Below are 17,398 nucleotides of genomic sequence, written 5' to 3'. Positions count from 1 at the left end.
TAGCCAAGGCTCCAGACCGAGAAGGGATGTGAATTGCATGGAAGGCAAACTTGCAGCCCCCCGCTGGTACCTGATCCAGTGCAAGCCGAAACAAGATGCGCGCGCGCAAGAGCACCTGCATCGCCAAGCCTTCACGTGCTTCCGGCCCACCCATTGCGTAACGCGCCTGCGTGCTGGTCGAAAGCAGCAGCACGATGAATCACTGTTTCCCGGCTACCTGTTCATTCAACTGGACCAGGTGAATGACAACTGGCTCCCGATTCGCTCCACTCGCGGCGTCAGCCAACTGGTGTGCTTCGGTGGCCAGCCGGCGGCCATAGCCGATGAGCTTGTCGAAGACCTGAAGCAACGCCTCACCTCCCCCCTACTCCCCGAACCCGACCTGAGCGCAGGCGATCGCGTCCGCATCAAGAGCGGCAACCTGAAGGAGTTGGAGGCCATCTTCCTGGCCAAGGACGGAACCGAGCGCGTGCTTATTCTCCTGCAACTCATGCAGCGTCAGCACACCCTCAGCGTCCCGCTGGACTGCATCGACAAGCTCTGACGGCTCCGCCGACCAGGGTTCGGGCTCTTTCAACGAGCCCCCCATAAAAACGACCCCGTCCGTCGGAACTTTCTCTTGGGTAATACGTCCCATTAGCGCGTAGGAATTTTGCCATTTTTGCCGTAGGCAGATTTCTGACTAACCGGTCATCCGCAAGATAGACACATTTCTGAAACGTCAACTTTTCGACGAGCGGTGTATGTTGATGCTCTTCACAATCTCAGACGAATCCGTAGAATGCCCCCGCAGGAACAGGCAAGGCCTATTCCTATGGGATGTAAGGCAACTGCCTACAGGCAGTCACGTCGTCAGGGAATGACTCTCCCCCTGCAAAGCGCTAGCCGAGCGCAGACTCGGTACGCCCGCTTTCATCCACTCCAACCACTGCCGCTTCGGGCCATGCCCGAGGCAAGCCATCGCCTGTGGCGACCGTTCTCAGGGAATCAACGGATAACCCTGGGGCGGTAGCGTGCCAAAAGCACGATCGGACCAAATCTGAATCCCAGAGCAATACAAGGCAGGGCCACAAGCCCAGGTAACCCGGACAAGGTTCGGAAACAGACAAGGAAGCACCGCGGAATTTCGTATTGGAACCACACCGCTAGCCCCAGGAAGGCAGGCTAGCTTCCCGATCGTAGCGTCGCCCCCAGGACAGGTATCAGTCGTGCCCACACACACTCAGGCAGCCTCTCAACGGCCCCAGGCCCAACACCGCACCGCGCCAGGCGCTCCCCAACAGGCCACCAAGGCCCGCCACAATGCCGCCGGTACGCGCACCAGCCGTATCAATCTGATCAGCAAGCGGGAAAACACTACACCGGATGCACGCGGCCTGACGTTCTGGGGCCAGTGGGCAGCCGCAATCGGCATGCTGACGTTGCTGCTCTGTGCCCTGGCCATGGGCAAGACCGGGCATATCGAAACCCAATACCGCATCCTCGCCCTGTACACCCTGCTGGGTTCCGTGCCGGCCTATTCGCTGATGGGCGTCTACCACAAGCATCATGGCTACGTGGCAGGCCTGGGTCGGCTGCTGGCCGGCTGGCTGGTCCTGCTTTCCGGCCTGACGGTGATCGCCTTCCTCACCAAGACCAGCGAGCTGTTCTCCCGCGAGATCGTCATCACCTGGGCGGGGGTCGGATTCATCGTTCAGGCCTGCCTGTTCCTGCCCCTGCATGCCTTCTCCCGCCGTTACCACCAACAGCTTCAATCCGCCCGCACCTCACTGGTGATCGGCACCGGAGACCTGGCCCAGGAACTGGCCGACAAGCTGGTGCGCAAGCGTAACGAGCCCCTGGTGGGCCTGGTGACCGCCGACGATCACCCTCACCTGGATGATGGCCTCTACCCCATCGTCGGCAACCTGAGCCATCTGCGCGAACTGATCGCCACCCACAAGGTGCGCCGTCTCTACATCGCCCTGCCCCTCTCCGCCGCAGACCAGATCGAAGGGCTCTACATCGATCTGCTCGATGCCAACGTCGACGTGGTGTGGATCCCCGACCTGCAAAGCCTGAAGCTGCTCAACCACTCGGTTTCAGATATCGACGGCCTGGCCGCGATCAACCTCAACGAAAGCCCGCTCACAAGCTACCCCACCGGCGCGCTCACCAAGGCCGCGCTGGACCGCTGTGTTGCCCTGCTGGCCATACTGCTGCTCAGCCCGCTCCTGCTGGGTACTGCCCTGGCGGTGAAGCTGTCCTCTCCGGGCCCGGTGCTGTTCAAGCAGAAGCGCCACGGTTGGAATGGCAAGGTCATCAAGGTCTGGAAGTTCCGCTCCATGCGCGTGCATGCCGATGCCCAGGTCAAGCAGGCCACCCGTGAAGACCCACGCATCACCCGCGTTGGCCGCTTCATCCGCCGCACCTCCATCGACGAACTGCCGCAGCTGTTCAATGTGCTGCAAGGCCGCATGTCCCTGGTGGGCCCGCGCCCACACGCCGTCGCGCACAACGACTACTACACCGGCAAGATCGACGCCTACATGGCCCGTCACCGCATCAAGCCCGGCATTACCGGCCTTGCGCAGATCAGCGGCAGCCGGGGCGAGACGGAAACAATCGACAAGATGGAAAGGCGTGTCGAACTGGACCTGGCCTACATCAACAACTGGTCCATCTGGCTGGATCTCAAGATCCTGATCAAAACGCCATTCACCCTGCTCTCCAAGGACATCTACTAATCCTGAACGCCAGCTCGACTCCGTAGGAGCGAGCTTGCTCGCAAATGAATCGTTTCCTGCCCCTTATCAGCAGGCCGGATCTGCCTTGCAGATGCCTGCCCCGCTAGCATGATTTGCGGCACCCGCCCCAGGAACGGAGCGGGCTCAGGAACGAGCTAAAGGACTGACACCCATGCGTTACCCGGACATCCAGCACCACGGCGCCGCCAACGGCGTAACCGGCTCTTGCCATCAGTTATTGATGGATGACCAGCACAGCCTGATGGTGGATTGCGGCCTTTTCCAGGGCGCGGAAACCTCTGCCGATGGGCGAGCCGATGCTGGCCGACTGGACATCGACTTCGATATCTCCACCCTGAAGGCCTTGGTGTTGACCCACGTACACATGGACCACGTAGGCCGGCTGCCGTATCTCCTGGCCGCCGGATACCAGGGCCCGATCTTCTGCAGCCAGCCCTCGGCACACCTGCTACCGCTGGTACTGGAAGATGCATTCCAGTTCACCTTCGGGCGCAATCCGCAGCAGCTGCAGAAATACCTAAAGCTGATTCGCCAACGTCTGATGCCTCTCCCCTACCGCACCTGGCATAGCCTGATCGACACCCCCGACCTGCAAGCGCGCATCCGCCTGCAGCGAGCCGGCCATATCCTGGGCTCCGCCTACATCGAGTGCGACCTCCGCTATCCCAAGCAGGCAGAACAGAAGCGCATCGTCTTCTCCGGCGACCTGGGCGCTACCCACACGCCCCTGCTGCCGGCACCGAAATCCCCCTGGAAGGCCGACATCCTGGTGCTGGAAAGCACCTACGGGGACCGGCTGCACGAAGACCGCCGCACGCGCAAACAACGCCTGAAAGCCATCATCGAACAAGCCCTGGCCGACAACGGCACCGTGCTGATTCCCGCCTTCAGCATCGGCCGCACTCAGGAACTGCTCTACGAGCTGGAAGACATCATCCACCAGGCAACAAACTCCACTCGCCCCCAGCTTGCCTCCCCTCGCCCGCAGCTTGTCTCCCCTCGCCCGCCTGCGGGAGAGGGGCCGGGGGAGAGGGAAACCAGCGCTCATGGAAAAGCCTCCGACGAAGATGGCATAGAACAAGCCACCACCCACTGGCCCACCCTCCCCATCATCCTCGACTCGCCCTTGGCCACACGCTTCACCCAGGCCTACCGCGACCTCCAGCACTTCTGGGACGCCGAAGCACAAAAGCGCATCAAGGTCGGCCGCACGCCGCTTGGCTTCGAGCAACTACTAACGGTCGAAGGCCACGACGCCCACCTGCGCATGGTGCGCCACCTGGCCGCAACTGCCCGCCCCGCCATCGTGATTGCCGGCAACGGCATGTGCAGTGGCGGACGCATCGTCAATTACCTGAAGGCCATGCTCGGCGACAAACGCCATAACGTGCTCTTCGTGGGTTACCAGGCACGCGGCACATCCGGCCAGATGATTCAGCAGTTCGGTTCCAAAGGCGGCTATGTCGACCTCGATAACGAGCGCTTCGAGATCCGCGCCGGCATTCACAGCGTTGGCGGCTACTCCGCCCATGCAGACCAACAAGGTCTGGTGAACTTCGTAACCCGCATGCGGCACTGGCCTGGCGAAATCCGCCTGGTGCATGGCGAGCAAGACGCCAAGGCCGCCCTGAGCAAACAACTCACCACGCATTACCGGCAGCAAGACCAAGCCGCCGACATACGTATCCCTTAAGCAATTTCCAGAAAGCAGTCCACAAGGACGCGTGGAGAAAGTAATGACGATCAAGACCCTCTGTGTTTTCGGCACCCGCCCCGAGGCCATCAAGATGGCCCCACTGGCTCTGGCCCTGGCCGCTGATGAAAACTTCGACGCCAAGGTATGCGTCACCGGGCAGCACCGGGAGATGCTCGACCAGGTATTGGGCTTGTTCGAAATCGAGCCGGACTTCGACCTCAATATCATGAAGCCCGGCCAGGACCTTACCGACGTCACCGCTACCATTCTCCAGGGCATGAAAGGCATCTTCTCTGCCTACAAACCGGATGTGGTACTGGTACACGGCGACACCGCCACTACCTTCGCCGCCAGCCTGGCGGCCTATTACCAGCAGATTCCCGTCGCCCATGTCGAAGCGGGCCTGCGTACCGGCAACATCTATTCGCCCTGGCCGGAAGAAGCCAACCGCAAACTGACCGGCGCCCTGGCCAATCTGCATTTCGCACCGACCAACACTTCGCGGGATAACCTCCTGCGTGAGGGTATCGATTCCAAGGCAGTCATCGTGACCGGCAACACCGTGATCGATGCCCTGCTCGATGTGGTGGCCCGCCTCGACAGAGATCACCTCCTCCAGGCACAAGCGGCAAAGCCCTTCGAGTTCCTCAACCTGAACCGCAAGATCATCCTGGTCACCGGCCATCGCCGCGAGAGTTTTGGTGGTGGCTTCGAGCGTATCTGCCAGGCCCTGATGGAAGTGGCCCAGCAGCATCCCGAAGTGGATATCGTCTACCCCGTCCACCTCAACCCCAATGTGCGGGAACCGGTAAACCGACTGCTGAGCGGTATCTCCAACGTGCACCTGATCGAGCCGCTGGACTACCTGCCCTTCATTTACCTGATGAGCCGCTCGTACATCATCCTGACCGATTCCGGTGGTATCCAGGAAGAAGCCCCCTCCCTGGGCAAGCCGGTGCTGGTAATGCGCGACACCACCGAACGCCCCGAGGCCGTAGCCGCCGGCACGGTGAAGTTGGTGGGTACCGACACTCAAAACATCGTCCGCGAACTCAACAGGCTGCTCTCGGACTCCAATGCCTACCGTCAAATGAGCTTCGCCCATAACCCCTATGGGGATGGCGAGGCTTGCAAGCGCATTCTCAGCGCACTGCGCTCCGCTCGATAGGCAACCGCCGCAAGGCACCGCGATACACCGTTTTCACTTTGAACTTTGGCTTTAATAAGGAAGCAAGATGCCTTACCAGACGATCTCCGTAGTTGGCTTGGGTTACATCGGCCTGCCGACCGCCGCCGTTTTTGCCTCGCGCAAGAAGAAAGTGATCGGCGTCGACGTGAACCAGCACGCCGTCGAAACCATCAACCGCGGTGAGATCCATATCGTCGAGCCGGACCTGGACATGGTGGTGCATGCTGCCGTGGTCGAAGGCTATCTGCGTGCCACCACGGTCCCCGAGCCGGCCGAAGCCTTCCTGATCGCGGTTCCGACTCCGTTCAAGGAAAACCATGAGCCGGACCTCAGCTATATAGAAACGGCCAGCAAATCCATCGCACCGGTGCTGAAGAAGGGCGACCTGGTGATCCTGGAGTCCACCTCGCCGGTCGGCGCTACCGAGCAGATGGCCGCCTGGCTTGCCGAGGCCCGCCCGGACCTGACCTTCCCGCAGACCCATGGCGAGGCTTCGGACATTCGCGTAGCCCACTGCCCCGAACGTGTACTTCCAGGCCATGTGCTTCGTGAACTGGTGCAAAACGATCGCGTTATCGGCGGCATGACCCCCAAGTGCTCCGAGGCGGCCGTGGCGCTTTATAAAGCCTTCGTCGAGGGCGACTGCGTTATCACCAATGCCCGCACTGCTGAAATGTGCAAGCTCACCGAGAACAGCTTCCGCGACGTGAACATCGCCTTTGCCAACGAACTCTCGATCATCTGCGACAAGCTGGATATCAATGTGTGGGAGCTTATTCGCCTGGCCAACCGCCATCCGCGAGTGAATATCCTCCAGCCCGGCCCGGGTGTAGGCGGCCACTGCATCGCGGTCGACCCCTGGTTCATCGTCAGCAAGACCCCCGAACAGGCCCGGCTGATCCGTACCGCACGCGAAGTGAACGACAGCAAACCGGAACTTGTCATCGAGAAGGTCAAAGCAGAAGCGTCGCGCTTTAAAAACCCGCGAATTGCGTGCTTTGGCCTCGCGTTCAAGCCGGATATCGATGACCTGCGGGAAAGCCCCGCTCTCGAAATCACCAAGAAGCTTTCTCAACTCTTCCCCGACGCGGTGATGGCTGTTGAACCAAACATTGAGAAGCTTCCTCGCAACCTAGAAAAACAAATCAGCCTTGTCGATGTTAATAACGCTTTGGAAAAAGCTGATCTTGCGGTTCTCCTTGTAGATCACAAAGAGTTTAAGACCATAAACAAAGAGAAGCTAAGCCGCCTGATTGCCATTGATACAAAGGGCATTTGGTAATCTGAAATTCACCAGGCTTGCGCGCTAGGAACTGCTCTTGGCTATTCAAAATAGCCAGCGCGCGAGCCTTATTAAAAAAAATCAAAATGTTAGACTGAAAATTTCAGAATCAAATCACGAACCAATAACTAAAAGCCACGCATGCGGAATCTCTTCAGACTAGCCCTAGACCAAGGGATATCTTCACTTTCCCTATTTATTTTTTCAGTAAGCCTAGCTCGCGAATTTGGGGCGTCGGACTTCTCCTTATTCGCCACCTCTCTCAGCTCAAGTCTAATTGTTATCGCCATACTGAACTCAGCATTCATTGAGCCCAACGCGATAAGTCAGCAAAACAACATAAGCGCACCTCTTATATTAAAACTAGCACTAACCCTTAGCATCTTTGCAACGTTCATTTGCCTCATAACGACAGAGATAGGAAACGCCCCATCCATTCTTGTTTTCACCGTTGGAAACTCTGTGCTTTACTCAGCAAGAAGAATAAATACTCTAACTGGAGAGCACAACAAACTCTACGCCGCTTCAATATTCAGCCTGGCCTCAATATCAGCAGCAACACTGGCACTTTCGCACACAAACACAACAATAAATAACTGGCTATTTGTTTACGGCCTAATAGGAATCGCAACTGCATTTACGATAAAAAACAATTCAAAACAAACAAAGATAAAGCCCCAGCCCGACCTAAACAGCCTTATAGCAGCAATAATGGTTTGGCTATGCACAAATTTCTATTTTTACTACCTCCCGGCCTCTGGACACCCAGAAATAAGCGGGCAGCTTAGAATGCTATTGACACTCTTCATGCCAGCACTACAACTCGGAACAATATTGGGTTCCTTATTAATCACCGGAAAAACAAACCACAAAAAATCACTTGGACTATCATTAGCGGCATCAATATTGTACGGCAGCACACTAACCATAATTGGACCCGATACATTAGAAAAAATAACAAACATTGAACTCCCGATCGAATCATTGCTACTCGCCACGCTTATGGCAGTCGCAATGAATCTGTCCGGCATCACATCAATATCAGCAAGAATAAAAAAGAGAGCAAAAACACTAATAATCTCCAGTTCTAGCGCTGCTTTCGCCCTGATCATTTCATCACCACTAGCCAACAATCTAAATTTCGTAATAATTGCAATCACCAGTTGCTTTATAGTCGGCACAATGTTAACGACACTAATCCCGATCATCAAAAAATGAGAACATCCAAGGTCGTCATAATCGCCATTATTCTTTTCTCACTAGACAGCCTATTAAAGATAAATCTAGAGAGCATCAGAGTACACATTTCCCACATACTTCTACTACTTGTTTTCGCTGCAGCAGCCCTCAGCTCAAAACTACCAGCAAAAGATTATTTTAGAAAACACAAGGCCATTGGCGCACTATCCATCTACCTCGCCCTACACTTCATACTTGTAGACGACAAAAAAAGCTACTTTATAGTTCTTTCATATTTCACGATTGCCATAATAACCCATATAACAATCTACTCCTTCAGGGATAGAATTGACTTTTCTTCCATATTCAAAATCTCTATCTACACACTCATAGCAACAGGTCTAACTCAGTACTCCCTACATATCGCCTTCGGATACCAACTTACACTTGGCGGGCTCGATGCGTCCTATTACAACAATGGCGGAAGTATCGCCGGAAGAATGAGAGGAATGTTCCTAGAGCCAAACTGGTACGGCCTTTATCTTTCCGCAACTCTTTTGGGCTACTTCATCACAACAAAAAGAAAAGATGTATCAATCGCACTAATTGCAGGCTCACTGATATGCCTATTCCTTAGTGGAAACAGACTCACACTATACTACAGCCTAATATCATCCGTACTTTTCATTGCCGGTCAAAGAGTACAAAAAAGAACTATCGGCCTTTCTATGTTTGCGTCTGTAGTCCCTGTAATCCTGTTTATATTGCTAACCTTCAACCCAATCCTAACCGCCAGTGTAGAGTCCGATCGATCCGCTGCCGCAAGAAGTATTACAGCGTACAAGACATACACCTATATGATTGAGAATTTCACGCCAACCAAGATACTAATTGGAAATGGCCTCTCGACATGGGGCGAGGTCTCATATGAAGAGAGCCTCTCATCACGATCGGACCCAGAGCGAAGCAAAGTAGCGAGAGACACTAGCGAATCCTATGTAATTTTATTTGAGCTAGGAGTACTGGGCGCGGCACTGTTCTTGTTAGACATAATTTCAGCATACCGCCTATCAAGAGCCAGTCCCCAGGGCGCCCAGATCATTCTTCTGGCCTCATTGATGCTTACATCTGCCTTCTACTACCCGATATTCTTCTTCATGATGTACATGGCTCCCTATTTCGCGACAAGGTCCTACTGCCTTGCAAACAAGAAAAGCAGCCACGCCAATAACTTTCACCAAGACAACCAACCCCAATTAAATATTGCAAAGCTATAACCCCTCCAAAGCCCACACCCAGGAAATATCATAAATGAAGATCATTCACTTCATTAATGATGCCACCCCCACCAGAGGGGGAGCACAAAGGCTACTATCACACCTGCGCAAGGAAGAGTCGTCCGCAGGCAAAGAGTCATATTCATTCAGCAAACAAAGAAACGACAACCTCAAGGACGCGATGAATATTACAGGAGGGAAGCTTTGGCCATTAAAGGCAATTTCCATTGCCCTCACAAAGAAGCCTAAAGTGATATTCATACACTCGAGGCTATTCTTGCCACTTTGCCCAATCTTCAGAGCACTTCGAATACACACAGTGTTCTATGCGCACGCCAACTACAAGAGCAAAAATCTGCTGTTCAGAGCGTTTAAGGCAAACAGATACATCGCCGTCTCGAACGCCGTCCGAGACAACCTGAAAAACCAAAGCGTTCCCGACAAAAAAATAGACCTATTGCTAAACCCAATTTTCGCACAGAAAGAAATCTACCCAGACCACACGACAGAGGCGGTGAATGTAAGCTACATAGGCGGTCTCTATGAATGGAAAGGGATATCCGAATTAATATTACATCTCGCCAACTCCAAGCTATATGTAAACCTTACAATCATAGGGAACGGCCCACTACGGAAAGACATTGAAGACCGGATAAAAATCCTACCCAAAAATATCAAAGTGCAGCTTGCGGGCCAACGAGAAGCCCCTTTCCTCCATGCAAGGAACTGCCAAATAAATATAGTCCCTTCAAAAGAGGAAGGCTTTGGCCTGGTAGCGTTAGAATCAATTTTCCATGGAAGAATTGTCCTTTACTCCGACATTCCGGCCCTGACCGAAATCTGCGACTCAGACAATTTTTCCTTGCCGTTCAACTTAGAAGACGAAAGCTCATTCACAAGGGCTTTGAACGAAGCCATTGAGCTAGTGAAGAACGGCATCAAAAAAGAAGAGCTAGTTAGAAGAAGCCAACGAATAACAAAGAATTACGGCGCCGACAGCTTCTCCAAAAAATATCTATCACTTATTGACCCTCAGTCTGCCTAAGCGCAATGGATGCGAGCAGTAACTCAACCAATAACCAGAATGCTAATAGCCCCGTAACTTGCAATATATTTCTTGACGGCAGCCAAACAAGAGAACGCCACACCAGAGAAATACCTACCCCAACATTTTCTACTGTTTACACCCTGAACATTCAACACAAAACTTAACCAAAAGCCCGACAGCCAATGAATAGAATTGACATATTCAATTGCCCCATGGATGTAGGCACAATGGGCGAAACGATTGATGCAATACGAAACGCCATAGTGCGAGACAAGTTCACCCAACACGTAGTCGTCAATGTCGCAAAAATAGTTCACATGGGTAGTGACTCGACTCTTAGAGAATCCGTTACGTCTTGCGACATCATCAACATAGACGGCATGGGAGTAGTCTGGGGCGCGCGTTTTCTCGGGCACAAGGTTCCCGAACGAGTGGCCGGCGTCGATCTCTTTCACGAGCTTCTTGCCATGAGCGCCAGCAATGACTTTTCCGTCTATCTGCTGGGCGCAACCGATGAAGTAGTCTCCAAGACGGCTGCTACGGTGCAATCCCTATACCCTGGCCTCAAGGTAGCCGGTTACCACCATGGTTATTTCTGGGATGATGAAGAAGCCATGGTGGAAAAGATACGCAATTCCGGTGCACGGCTCCTATTCGTGGCGATTACCTCTCCCAAGAAGGAAAACTTCATCAATCGCTGGAAGGATCAACTCGGCGTCAACTTTGTAATGGGCGTAGGGGGAACCTTCGATGTGGTTGCCGGCAAGGTCAAACGCGCACCTGTCTGGATGCAGAACTGGGGCCTCGAGTGGTTCTATCGAGTCATCCAGGAGCCCGGCCGGATGTGGAAGCGTTATTTGACCACCAATAGCCGATTTGCCTGGTTACTACTGAAAGAGAAGTGCAAACAGGTCTTTGGTAGAAGCTGATTCGCTCACTCGTCGCCAGCACCAGCATTAGCGATGCATGTCGTTTGAGTTGCTTTGGCCCAATTAAGGCTGCGACGACTCCTTAATTCCTCGCGCACTGGCAACGGAAACATTTCCGACATTATTCGGCTGTTAATCATCGATACTGTTTTTTCTTGCAGCGGCAGCCGTCTTTCCCCTACCCTATGCCACTATCTGTGCCATCAGGGATCCCCCCTCAAAAGGAGCATGACTGTGAAAAAACTTCTCTCCCTGGCTATAGCCGCTGTCATCAGCACCCCCCTGATGGCTGCCAATCCTCCCGCACAGGGCACCACCAACGCCGCGACCAAATCGGCAACTGGCGCCCAGAACGCCTCCAGGGCCGGCAATGCCATGCCCAACAAACCAGGCGCCACCCAAGGCCTCAGCCTGTCCACCCCGGTTGCCGGCGGCGTTACTGTGGGTACCGGCCTGGCAATCGGCGCGGCAGCCATTGCGGCGGGCGTCGCTGCCTCCAACAGCGGCGGCGGCGGCAACGACAACACCCCGGGCACTGGCGGCACCACTGGCACCACTGGTACCACTGGCACCACCGGCACCACCAACTAAGCCCTGCGCTTAGCCGCTGTACCCTGAAACCTCCCAGCTGTGCTGGGAGGTTTCGCATTCGGGCTGAAACTTCCGGCCCCGGTTGATCGTCACATAAGCCCAGCTTCCTTGCGCCCTTCTGCGCATAGCCTTGCGGTACGCTCCTGCTGGCTACGGCATCAACCTGAAAACATGACCCATTACTTCTGATACCGGCGCTGCCACTTCGGTCAGGCCTGTACTACTGCACAAGACCACCCGACCATGACTCGCGCACTTCCCCTGGCCATGCTGCTTGGCCTCACCCTGCAAGGCTGTATGTTCTCCCCTGGCCAACACATGGATTCCGGCAACCTGGTGCGCGAAGGTTCGCCGGAAAGCAGCCGCATCGAGTTAGTCCCCATCACGCCGAAGCTGGTGGCCATCGAGAACGGCATGAACGGTGCCAAAGTAGCGCCCGAGCTGCTCAGCTATCAGCCGGGCGAGTACCGGATTGGTGCCGGTGACCTGGTCTATATCACCGTGTGGGACCATCCCGAACTGACCGCCCCCTCCGGCCCGCAGCAGCAGATCGAGGCCAACGGCCGCCTGGTGCGCCCGGATGGAACCCTGTTCTATCCCTATGTGGGCACCATCGAAGCTGCAGGCAAGACCATCGAAGAACTGCGCTCATTGATCGCATCGCAGCTCACCAGCGTGGTGACAGAGCCCCAGGTGGACGTGAGCGTCCTGCGCTTTGCCAGCCAGAAGGTGATTCTCTCTGGTGCCTTTGGCAAGACCGGCACCGTACCGGTCACCAATACGCCCCTAAGCCTTCTGGATGCCGTCGGACAGGGCGCTGTTGTTGCGAACGCTGCCGATATCTCCGGCCTGGTGCTCAAGCGCGAAGGTCGCGAGTATGTCATCGACCTCGACACGCTGAACCGCAAGGACTCCGTCCTGCACAGCATCTACTTGAAGGACGGTGACCAGTTGCACCTGCCTTACAACGACAACAAGAAGGTCTATTTGTTGGGTGAGGTGAATGCCGCCCGCTCCCTGTTCTTCAAGGGCAGCAGCATGAACCTCACCGACGCCCTGGGTAGTGTCGGCGGCCTGCGCCAGGAAACCTCCAGCGGCAAGGAGGTGTATGTGATCCGTGGGGTGGATGACCTGCAGCGCGACGTTGCCAAGGTCTACCAACTCAACCTCAAGTCGCCGTCCGCCTTCATCCTGGCCGAACACTTCAAGCTCCAGCCCCAGGATGTGGTCTATGTCGGCCCAGCTGATGTCACCCGCTGGAACCGCTTTATCAGCCAGGTGTTCCCCACCGCCAATCTGCTGCGCACCGGGGTCGCCATTCAGGATGACATGAGCGACAACAGCAACTGAGAGCCAGTGACGTGAAGATAACGCGCCTGGCCATGCTGCCCCTGGCCGCTCTACTCAGTGCCTGCAACCCGTTGATGACGGCCAGCCTGGATACCTTCAAGGCGGCCGTGCAGGGGCCTGAGCCCCTGGAGCTGACTCGCGAGCAGGTCGATGCCGTTCCCTATTACCAGATCGTGATCACCGCCCCAACCGGGGAGGCGGTGATGGCGTTGGTGCGCCTGCAGGAAGGGGTGGAGTTCTGGCTCGCCTCGACCCAGCAGGTGCTGATGATGAAGGACGGCCTGGCCATCCGCTCCGTGGGATTCAACGACAACCTGGACGGTACGCGCTTTGTCGGCGAATCGCCCTTTCGCACCGGCCTGCACCGCATTCCGGATGGCCTGCGCGCCGAGCGCCAGGTGGATTTTGCCGGGCGCTACCAGATGGGCGCCCGCCTGATCAGTCATTTCGAGAAGCAGGGCCTGGAGACGGTGCGCATCCTCGACCTTGACCTGGAGCTGTTGCGGGTGGATGAGCATATCGAGATACCCGGCCTGGGTTTCTCGGCCCTTAACCAGTACTGGGTGGACCCCGCCGACGGCTTCATCCTGGCCAGCGTCCAGCATGTAACCCCCGAGCTGCCTTTGCGCATCGTCCAGGTGCGCCCGATGAAACCGAACGCACAATGAGTCTTCCCGCATCCTGGTTGCTGCTTTGCAGCGCCCTGTTCGTTTGCGCCGCCAGCGCCGCCCCCACCGTAACGGTTGAGGGTGATGCCGCCGAGCCTGGCCCCTATTCCATCACTTCAGAAACACGCCTCCATGATGTGCTGCTGCCTGCACAGGTAAGCCCCAATGCCTACCTGCTGGGCGCGGCCTGGCTGCATCGCCCACTGCGGGAGAAGCAGACACGCCTGAAGCTCGGCGTACTGTTCGACCTGGCCACCCTGGAACGTAATGCGCTGCTGGACAACCGCCCGGCCCTGGCCGAGTTGGCCAAACGCCTGACCGACAAGGTGCAGGCGATGCCGGTGACCGGCCGCCGCCTGGCCGTGCTCGACCCGGTGAAGGTGGAGCTGAACCGCGAGCACAACCCCGTGCTCAGCGCCGGCGACCGCCTACTGTACCCGCCGAGACCCGACTTTGTGCGGGTGGAGGGCGCCGTGCAGGCGGAGTGCAGCTTGCGCTTCGAGCCGTTCAAGCCCGCGCGGGACTACCTGGAGGCCTGCCCCCGGCATGCCGAGGCCGACGCGGATGAGCTTTTCGTGGTCCAGCCCGATGGCCAGGTGCAGCGCCAGGGCGTTGCCCTGTGGAACCGCCAGGAGGCGCCCCCACCGGCGCCGGGCGCACGCATTTATGTGCCCGTGCGCGGTGCCGGCCTGGGCGACCCGACGCCGGACCTGAATGCGGAGCTTGCGGCCTTTATCGGTACCCAGCCGCTGGAGGTGGCCCGATGAAGCGCCACTTCCTGCCCTGCCTCTTGCTGGGCTGCGCCACCTGTGCTCACGCTGAACCGCGATACACACAGAGCGACTTCGGCGGCGTAGGCCTGCTGCAAACCCCCACCGCGCGCATGGCCCCGGCCGGCGAGCTGTCGGTGAACGCCAACCGCACCGACCCGTACAGCCGCTACAGCGTGTCCTTCCAGCCCTTCGACTGGCTGGAGGGCAGCTTCCGCTATACCGCCATCAGCAACCGTGACTATGGTGCCGCAGCACTCAGCGGCGACCAGAGCTACAAGGACAAGGCCATCGACGCCAAGCTGCGCCTGCTCAAGGAAAGCCACTGGCTGCCGGAAGTGGCGCTGGGTGGCCGAGATATCGGCGGTACCGGCCTGTTCTCCAGCGAATACTTCGTGGGCAACAAGCGCTTCGGCGACCTGGATGTCAGCCTGGGCCTGGCCTGGGGTTACCTTGGTAACCGGGGCGATATCGACAACCCCTTCGGCGTGCTGGGCGACAAGTTCAACGACCGGCCGGACAACTCCGCAACGGTTGCCGATGCCGGTGAATTCAACGGTGACAGCTACTTCCGTGGCAGCCCGTCCTTCTTCGGCGGCGTGAACTACCAGACGCCCTGGGATCCGCTGTCGATCAAGATCGAGTACGAAGGCAACGACTACGAGAACGAACCGCTGAACAACAACCAGGTGCAGGATTCGCCCATCAACCTGGGCCTGGTGTTCAAGGCCGGGGACTCGGTGGATTTGCATGCCGCCTGGGAGCGTGGCAACACGGCCATGTTCGGCATCACCCTGCACACCAACTTCGCCACCCGCAAGGCGCCGGCCAAGACCTTCGACCCGCCGGCCGAACCCGTGCAGGCGAGCATGCCCAAGGTGGCGCCTGAAGATGTGAAGTGGGCCGGCGTTGCCCAGCGCCTGCAGAAGAATGCCGGCTACCGGGTGGAGCGCATCGCCCAGCGCGACTCGGAGCTGATCGTCTACGGCGAGCAGACCCGTTACTTCCACCAGCCCAAGGCCGTGGGCCGCGCCGCGCGCATTCTCGACAACAGCGTGAACGACGAGATCGACTGGTTCACTGTTGTGGATAACCGCAACGGCGTGCCGATACAGGAAATAAGCCTGCCTCGCGAAACTTTCCGCGAGGTGGCGAACAAGGACCGCTCCATCGAGGACCTGCGCCGCGTCACCGAGCAGAACGCCCCCGTACCGCATCAGGAGAAGGAGCTGTTCGCTCAGGAACTGTCGCCCTTCACCTATGGCCTGGGCGTGGGCTACAAGCAGAACGTCGGTGGCCCGGACGGCTTCATCCTCTATCAGTTCACCGCCGACCTGACTGCCGAGTACCGCTTCCAGCGTGACCTGTGGTGGAACGGTATGCTCAGCGGAAACCTGGTGAACAACTTCGACAAGTTCAAGTACACCGCGCCGAGCAACCTGCCGCGGGTGCGCACCTTCGTGCGCGAGTACATGACCACCTCGGATGTGACCATGCCCACCTTCCAGCTGAACAAGGCGCGTCAGCTGGATGAAGACCTCTACGGCATGGTCTATGGCGGTTACCTGGAATCGATGTTCGCGGGTGTGGGTGGCGAGTTGCTGTATCGCCCCATGGGCGAGCGCTGGGCCATCGGCGGCAACCTCAACTGGGTCCAACAGCGCGACTTCGAGCAGGACTTCGGCCTGCGCGACTACAACGTGCTCACCGGCCATGTGACTGGCTACTACCGCTTGCCCTTCGAGGACATCCTCGCTGCCGTGAGCGTGGGCCGCTATCTGGCCCGTGACTACGGCGTGACGGTCGACCTCTCGCGGGAATTCCGTAACGGCGTACGCTTCGGCGGCTTTGTGACACTCACCAACGTCACACAGGATGAGTACGGTGAGGGTAGTTTCAGCAAAGGCATCTACTTCTCGATTCCCTTCGACGAGCTGATGGCCAGCTCCACCATGCGCCGTGCCAACCTGGCCTGGTCGCCGCTGACCCGTGACGGTGGCGCTTCCCTGGGCCGCAGCTACTCGCTCTACTCGCTGACCGAGGGACGCAACATCGATCTGTTCCATAACAACTTCGACAAGGTAGTGGAATGAACCCTGTCTGGACCACCCGTCTCGCGCGCCTGGGTTTCTGCGCCGTGCTGCTGGTGATCCTGCTTGCCGGCCTGCGCAGCGATCCGGTGCCCGAGGCCTTCGAAAACCAGGACAAGCTGCACCATTGGGTGGGTTTTGCCTGCCTCACGCTGAGCGCGTGGCTGGCCTTTCCACGTACCCGGTTGCCGTGGCTGTTCCTGTGGCCCTTCCTGGTGTCCGTGGGCGTCGAGTTGGGGCAGGAACTGCTGCCCCTGCGCACGGCATCCTTGGCCGACATCGTGGCCAACGTGCTGGGCGTGCTGAGCGGCATTGGCTGCACGCTGGTCTTGCGCCGGTTCTGGTCGCCTGGCCAGGTCGAGCAGGCCGGGGAGCCTGAGGTGGATGCCTCGTAGAGGCTCTGGTGCGAGCCATCAGCCCGGTTAACATCCGGGGATAACCCCACCGGTTTTCGCGAATAAATTCTCAACCATGGCGATAGGTGCCACGTCTCGACTTGTGGGGGCGATTTCAATCGCATAGGGCAGCGCAGCTGCCCCCTGGGGCATTGCAGGCCGAACCTGCGGTCCGGTTAGCGAATCA

General features: G+C 57.3%; 15 protein-coding genes. All 15 read left to right on the top strand.

Features of this window, described 5'->3' with window-relative positions:
- Positions 1-37: 37 nt before the first annotated feature.
- The 15 genes from rfaH to E8F12_RS17105 all read left to right on the top strand — a co-directional run bounded on the left by rfaH (position 38) and on the right by E8F12_RS17105 (position 17,211).
- Positions 38-544: a transcription/translation regulatory transformer protein RfaH gene (rfaH, locus tag E8F12_RS17175; RefSeq protein ID WP_280326419.1), complete on the top strand. Its 507-nt coding sequence runs from the start codon at positions 38-40 to the stop codon at positions 542-544.
- A 790-nt stretch (positions 545-1,334) separates the two neighbouring features.
- On the top strand, positions 1,335-2,726 hold the full coding sequence (locus E8F12_RS17170; RefSeq protein WP_280326521.1) for an undecaprenyl-phosphate glucose phosphotransferase: 1,392 nt from the start codon (positions 1,335-1,337) through the stop codon (positions 2,724-2,726).
- A 172-nt stretch (positions 2,727-2,898) separates the two neighbouring features.
- The gene (locus E8F12_RS17165; protein WP_280326418.1) at positions 2,899-4,440 is read left to right on the top strand and encodes an MBL fold metallo-hydrolase; all 1,542 of its coding nucleotides are present in this window, start codon (positions 2,899-2,901) and stop codon (positions 4,438-4,440) included.
- A gap of 43 nt (positions 4,441-4,483) precedes the next feature.
- Positions 4,484-5,611 (top strand): UDP-N-acetylglucosamine 2-epimerase (non-hydrolyzing), encoded by a 1,128-nt coding sequence (wecB, locus tag E8F12_RS17160; protein WP_280326417.1) that lies wholly within the window; start codon positions 4,484-4,486, stop codon positions 5,609-5,611.
- A 67-nt stretch (positions 5,612-5,678) separates the two neighbouring features.
- Complete coding sequence (gene wecC, locus E8F12_RS17155) at positions 5,679-6,914, top strand: UDP-N-acetyl-D-mannosamine dehydrogenase (RefSeq protein ID WP_280326416.1); 1,236 nt, start codon at positions 5,679-5,681, stop codon at positions 6,912-6,914.
- A gap of 141 nt (positions 6,915-7,055) precedes the next feature.
- Positions 7,056-8,132: a hypothetical protein gene (locus E8F12_RS17150; RefSeq protein WP_280326415.1), complete on the top strand. Its 1,077-nt coding sequence runs from the start codon at positions 7,056-7,058 to the stop codon at positions 8,130-8,132.
- A complete protein-coding gene (locus E8F12_RS17145) occupies positions 8,129-9,370 on the top strand; it encodes a hypothetical protein (RefSeq protein ID WP_280326414.1) in 1,242 nt (413 codons plus the stop codon). The genes E8F12_RS17150 and E8F12_RS17145 overlap by 4 nt, the downstream gene beginning before the upstream one ends.
- Before the next feature lie 34 nt (positions 9,371-9,404).
- Positions 9,405-10,415, top strand: coding sequence for a glycosyltransferase family 4 protein (locus E8F12_RS17140; protein ID WP_280326413.1), 1,011 nt, complete (start codon positions 9,405-9,407; stop codon positions 10,413-10,415).
- A gap of 230 nt (positions 10,416-10,645) precedes the next feature.
- Positions 10,646-11,347: a WecB/TagA/CpsF family glycosyltransferase gene (locus E8F12_RS17135; RefSeq protein ID WP_280326412.1), complete on the top strand. Its 702-nt coding sequence runs from the start codon at positions 10,646-10,648 to the stop codon at positions 11,345-11,347.
- 234 nt (positions 11,348-11,581) lie between these two features.
- Positions 11,582-11,938, top strand: coding sequence for a hypothetical protein (locus E8F12_RS17130; protein WP_280326411.1), 357 nt, complete (start codon positions 11,582-11,584; stop codon positions 11,936-11,938).
- A 243-nt stretch (positions 11,939-12,181) separates the two neighbouring features.
- On the top strand, positions 12,182-13,288 hold the full coding sequence (locus E8F12_RS17125) for a polysaccharide biosynthesis/export family protein (protein WP_280326410.1): 1,107 nt from the start codon (positions 12,182-12,184) through the stop codon (positions 13,286-13,288).
- Positions 13,289-13,299: 11 nt separating this feature from the next.
- On the top strand, positions 13,300-13,956 hold the full coding sequence (locus E8F12_RS17120) for a YjbF family lipoprotein (RefSeq protein WP_280326409.1): 657 nt from the start codon (positions 13,300-13,302) through the stop codon (positions 13,954-13,956).
- Positions 13,953-14,723, top strand: a complete 771-nt coding sequence (locus tag E8F12_RS17115) for a capsule biosynthesis GfcC family protein (protein ID WP_280326408.1) — start codon at positions 13,953-13,955, stop codon at positions 14,721-14,723. Before E8F12_RS17120 ends, E8F12_RS17115 begins: the two co-directional genes overlap by 4 nt.
- Positions 14,720-16,819, top strand: coding sequence for a YjbH domain-containing protein (locus tag E8F12_RS17110; RefSeq protein WP_280326407.1), 2,100 nt, complete (start codon positions 14,720-14,722; stop codon positions 16,817-16,819). Before E8F12_RS17115 ends, E8F12_RS17110 begins: the two co-directional genes overlap by 4 nt.
- Positions 16,816-17,211 (top strand): VanZ family protein, encoded by a 396-nt coding sequence (locus E8F12_RS17105; protein WP_280291470.1) that lies wholly within the window; start codon positions 16,816-16,818, stop codon positions 17,209-17,211. Before E8F12_RS17110 ends, E8F12_RS17105 begins: the two co-directional genes overlap by 4 nt.
- Positions 17,212-17,398 lie beyond the last annotated feature (187 nt).

Source organism: Pseudomonas sp. BN102 (assembly GCF_029871245.1).
GTDB lineage: Bacteria > Pseudomonadota > Gammaproteobacteria > Pseudomonadales > Pseudomonadaceae > Metapseudomonas.
Note: the sequence above shows the minus strand (reverse complement) of the source record. Positions and strands in the feature narration are given on the sequence as shown.

Excerpts from the sequence above, each read along its gene's own strand:
- rfaH (WP_280326419.1), top strand. The coding sequence starts at position 38 with ATGGAAGGCAAACTTGCAGCCCCCCGCTGGTACCTGATCCAGTGCAAG.
- E8F12_RS17165 (WP_280326418.1), top strand. The coding sequence starts at position 2,899 with ATGCGTTACCCGGACATCCAGCACCACGGCGCCGCCAACGGCGTAACC.
- wecB (WP_280326417.1), top strand. The coding sequence starts at position 4,484 with ATGACGATCAAGACCCTCTGTGTTTTCGGCACCCGCCCCGAGGCCATC.
- wecC (WP_280326416.1), top strand. The coding sequence starts at position 5,679 with ATGCCTTACCAGACGATCTCCGTAGTTGGCTTGGGTTACATCGGCCTG.
- E8F12_RS17150 (WP_280326415.1), top strand. The coding sequence starts at position 7,056 with ATGCGGAATCTCTTCAGACTAGCCCTAGACCAAGGGATATCTTCACTT.
- E8F12_RS17145 (WP_280326414.1), top strand. The coding sequence starts at position 8,129 with ATGAGAACATCCAAGGTCGTCATAATCGCCATTATTCTTTTCTCACTA.
- E8F12_RS17140 (WP_280326413.1), top strand. The coding sequence starts at position 9,405 with ATGAAGATCATTCACTTCATTAATGATGCCACCCCCACCAGAGGGGGA.
- E8F12_RS17135 (WP_280326412.1), top strand. The coding sequence starts at position 10,646 with ATGGGCGAAACGATTGATGCAATACGAAACGCCATAGTGCGAGACAAG.
- E8F12_RS17125 (WP_280326410.1), top strand. The coding sequence starts at position 12,182 with ATGACTCGCGCACTTCCCCTGGCCATGCTGCTTGGCCTCACCCTGCAA.
- E8F12_RS17115 (WP_280326408.1), top strand. The coding sequence starts at position 13,953 with ATGAGTCTTCCCGCATCCTGGTTGCTGCTTTGCAGCGCCCTGTTCGTT.
- E8F12_RS17110 (WP_280326407.1), top strand. The coding sequence starts at position 14,720 with ATGAAGCGCCACTTCCTGCCCTGCCTCTTGCTGGGCTGCGCCACCTGT.
- E8F12_RS17105 (WP_280291470.1), top strand. The coding sequence starts at position 16,816 with ATGAACCCTGTCTGGACCACCCGTCTCGCGCGCCTGGGTTTCTGCGCC.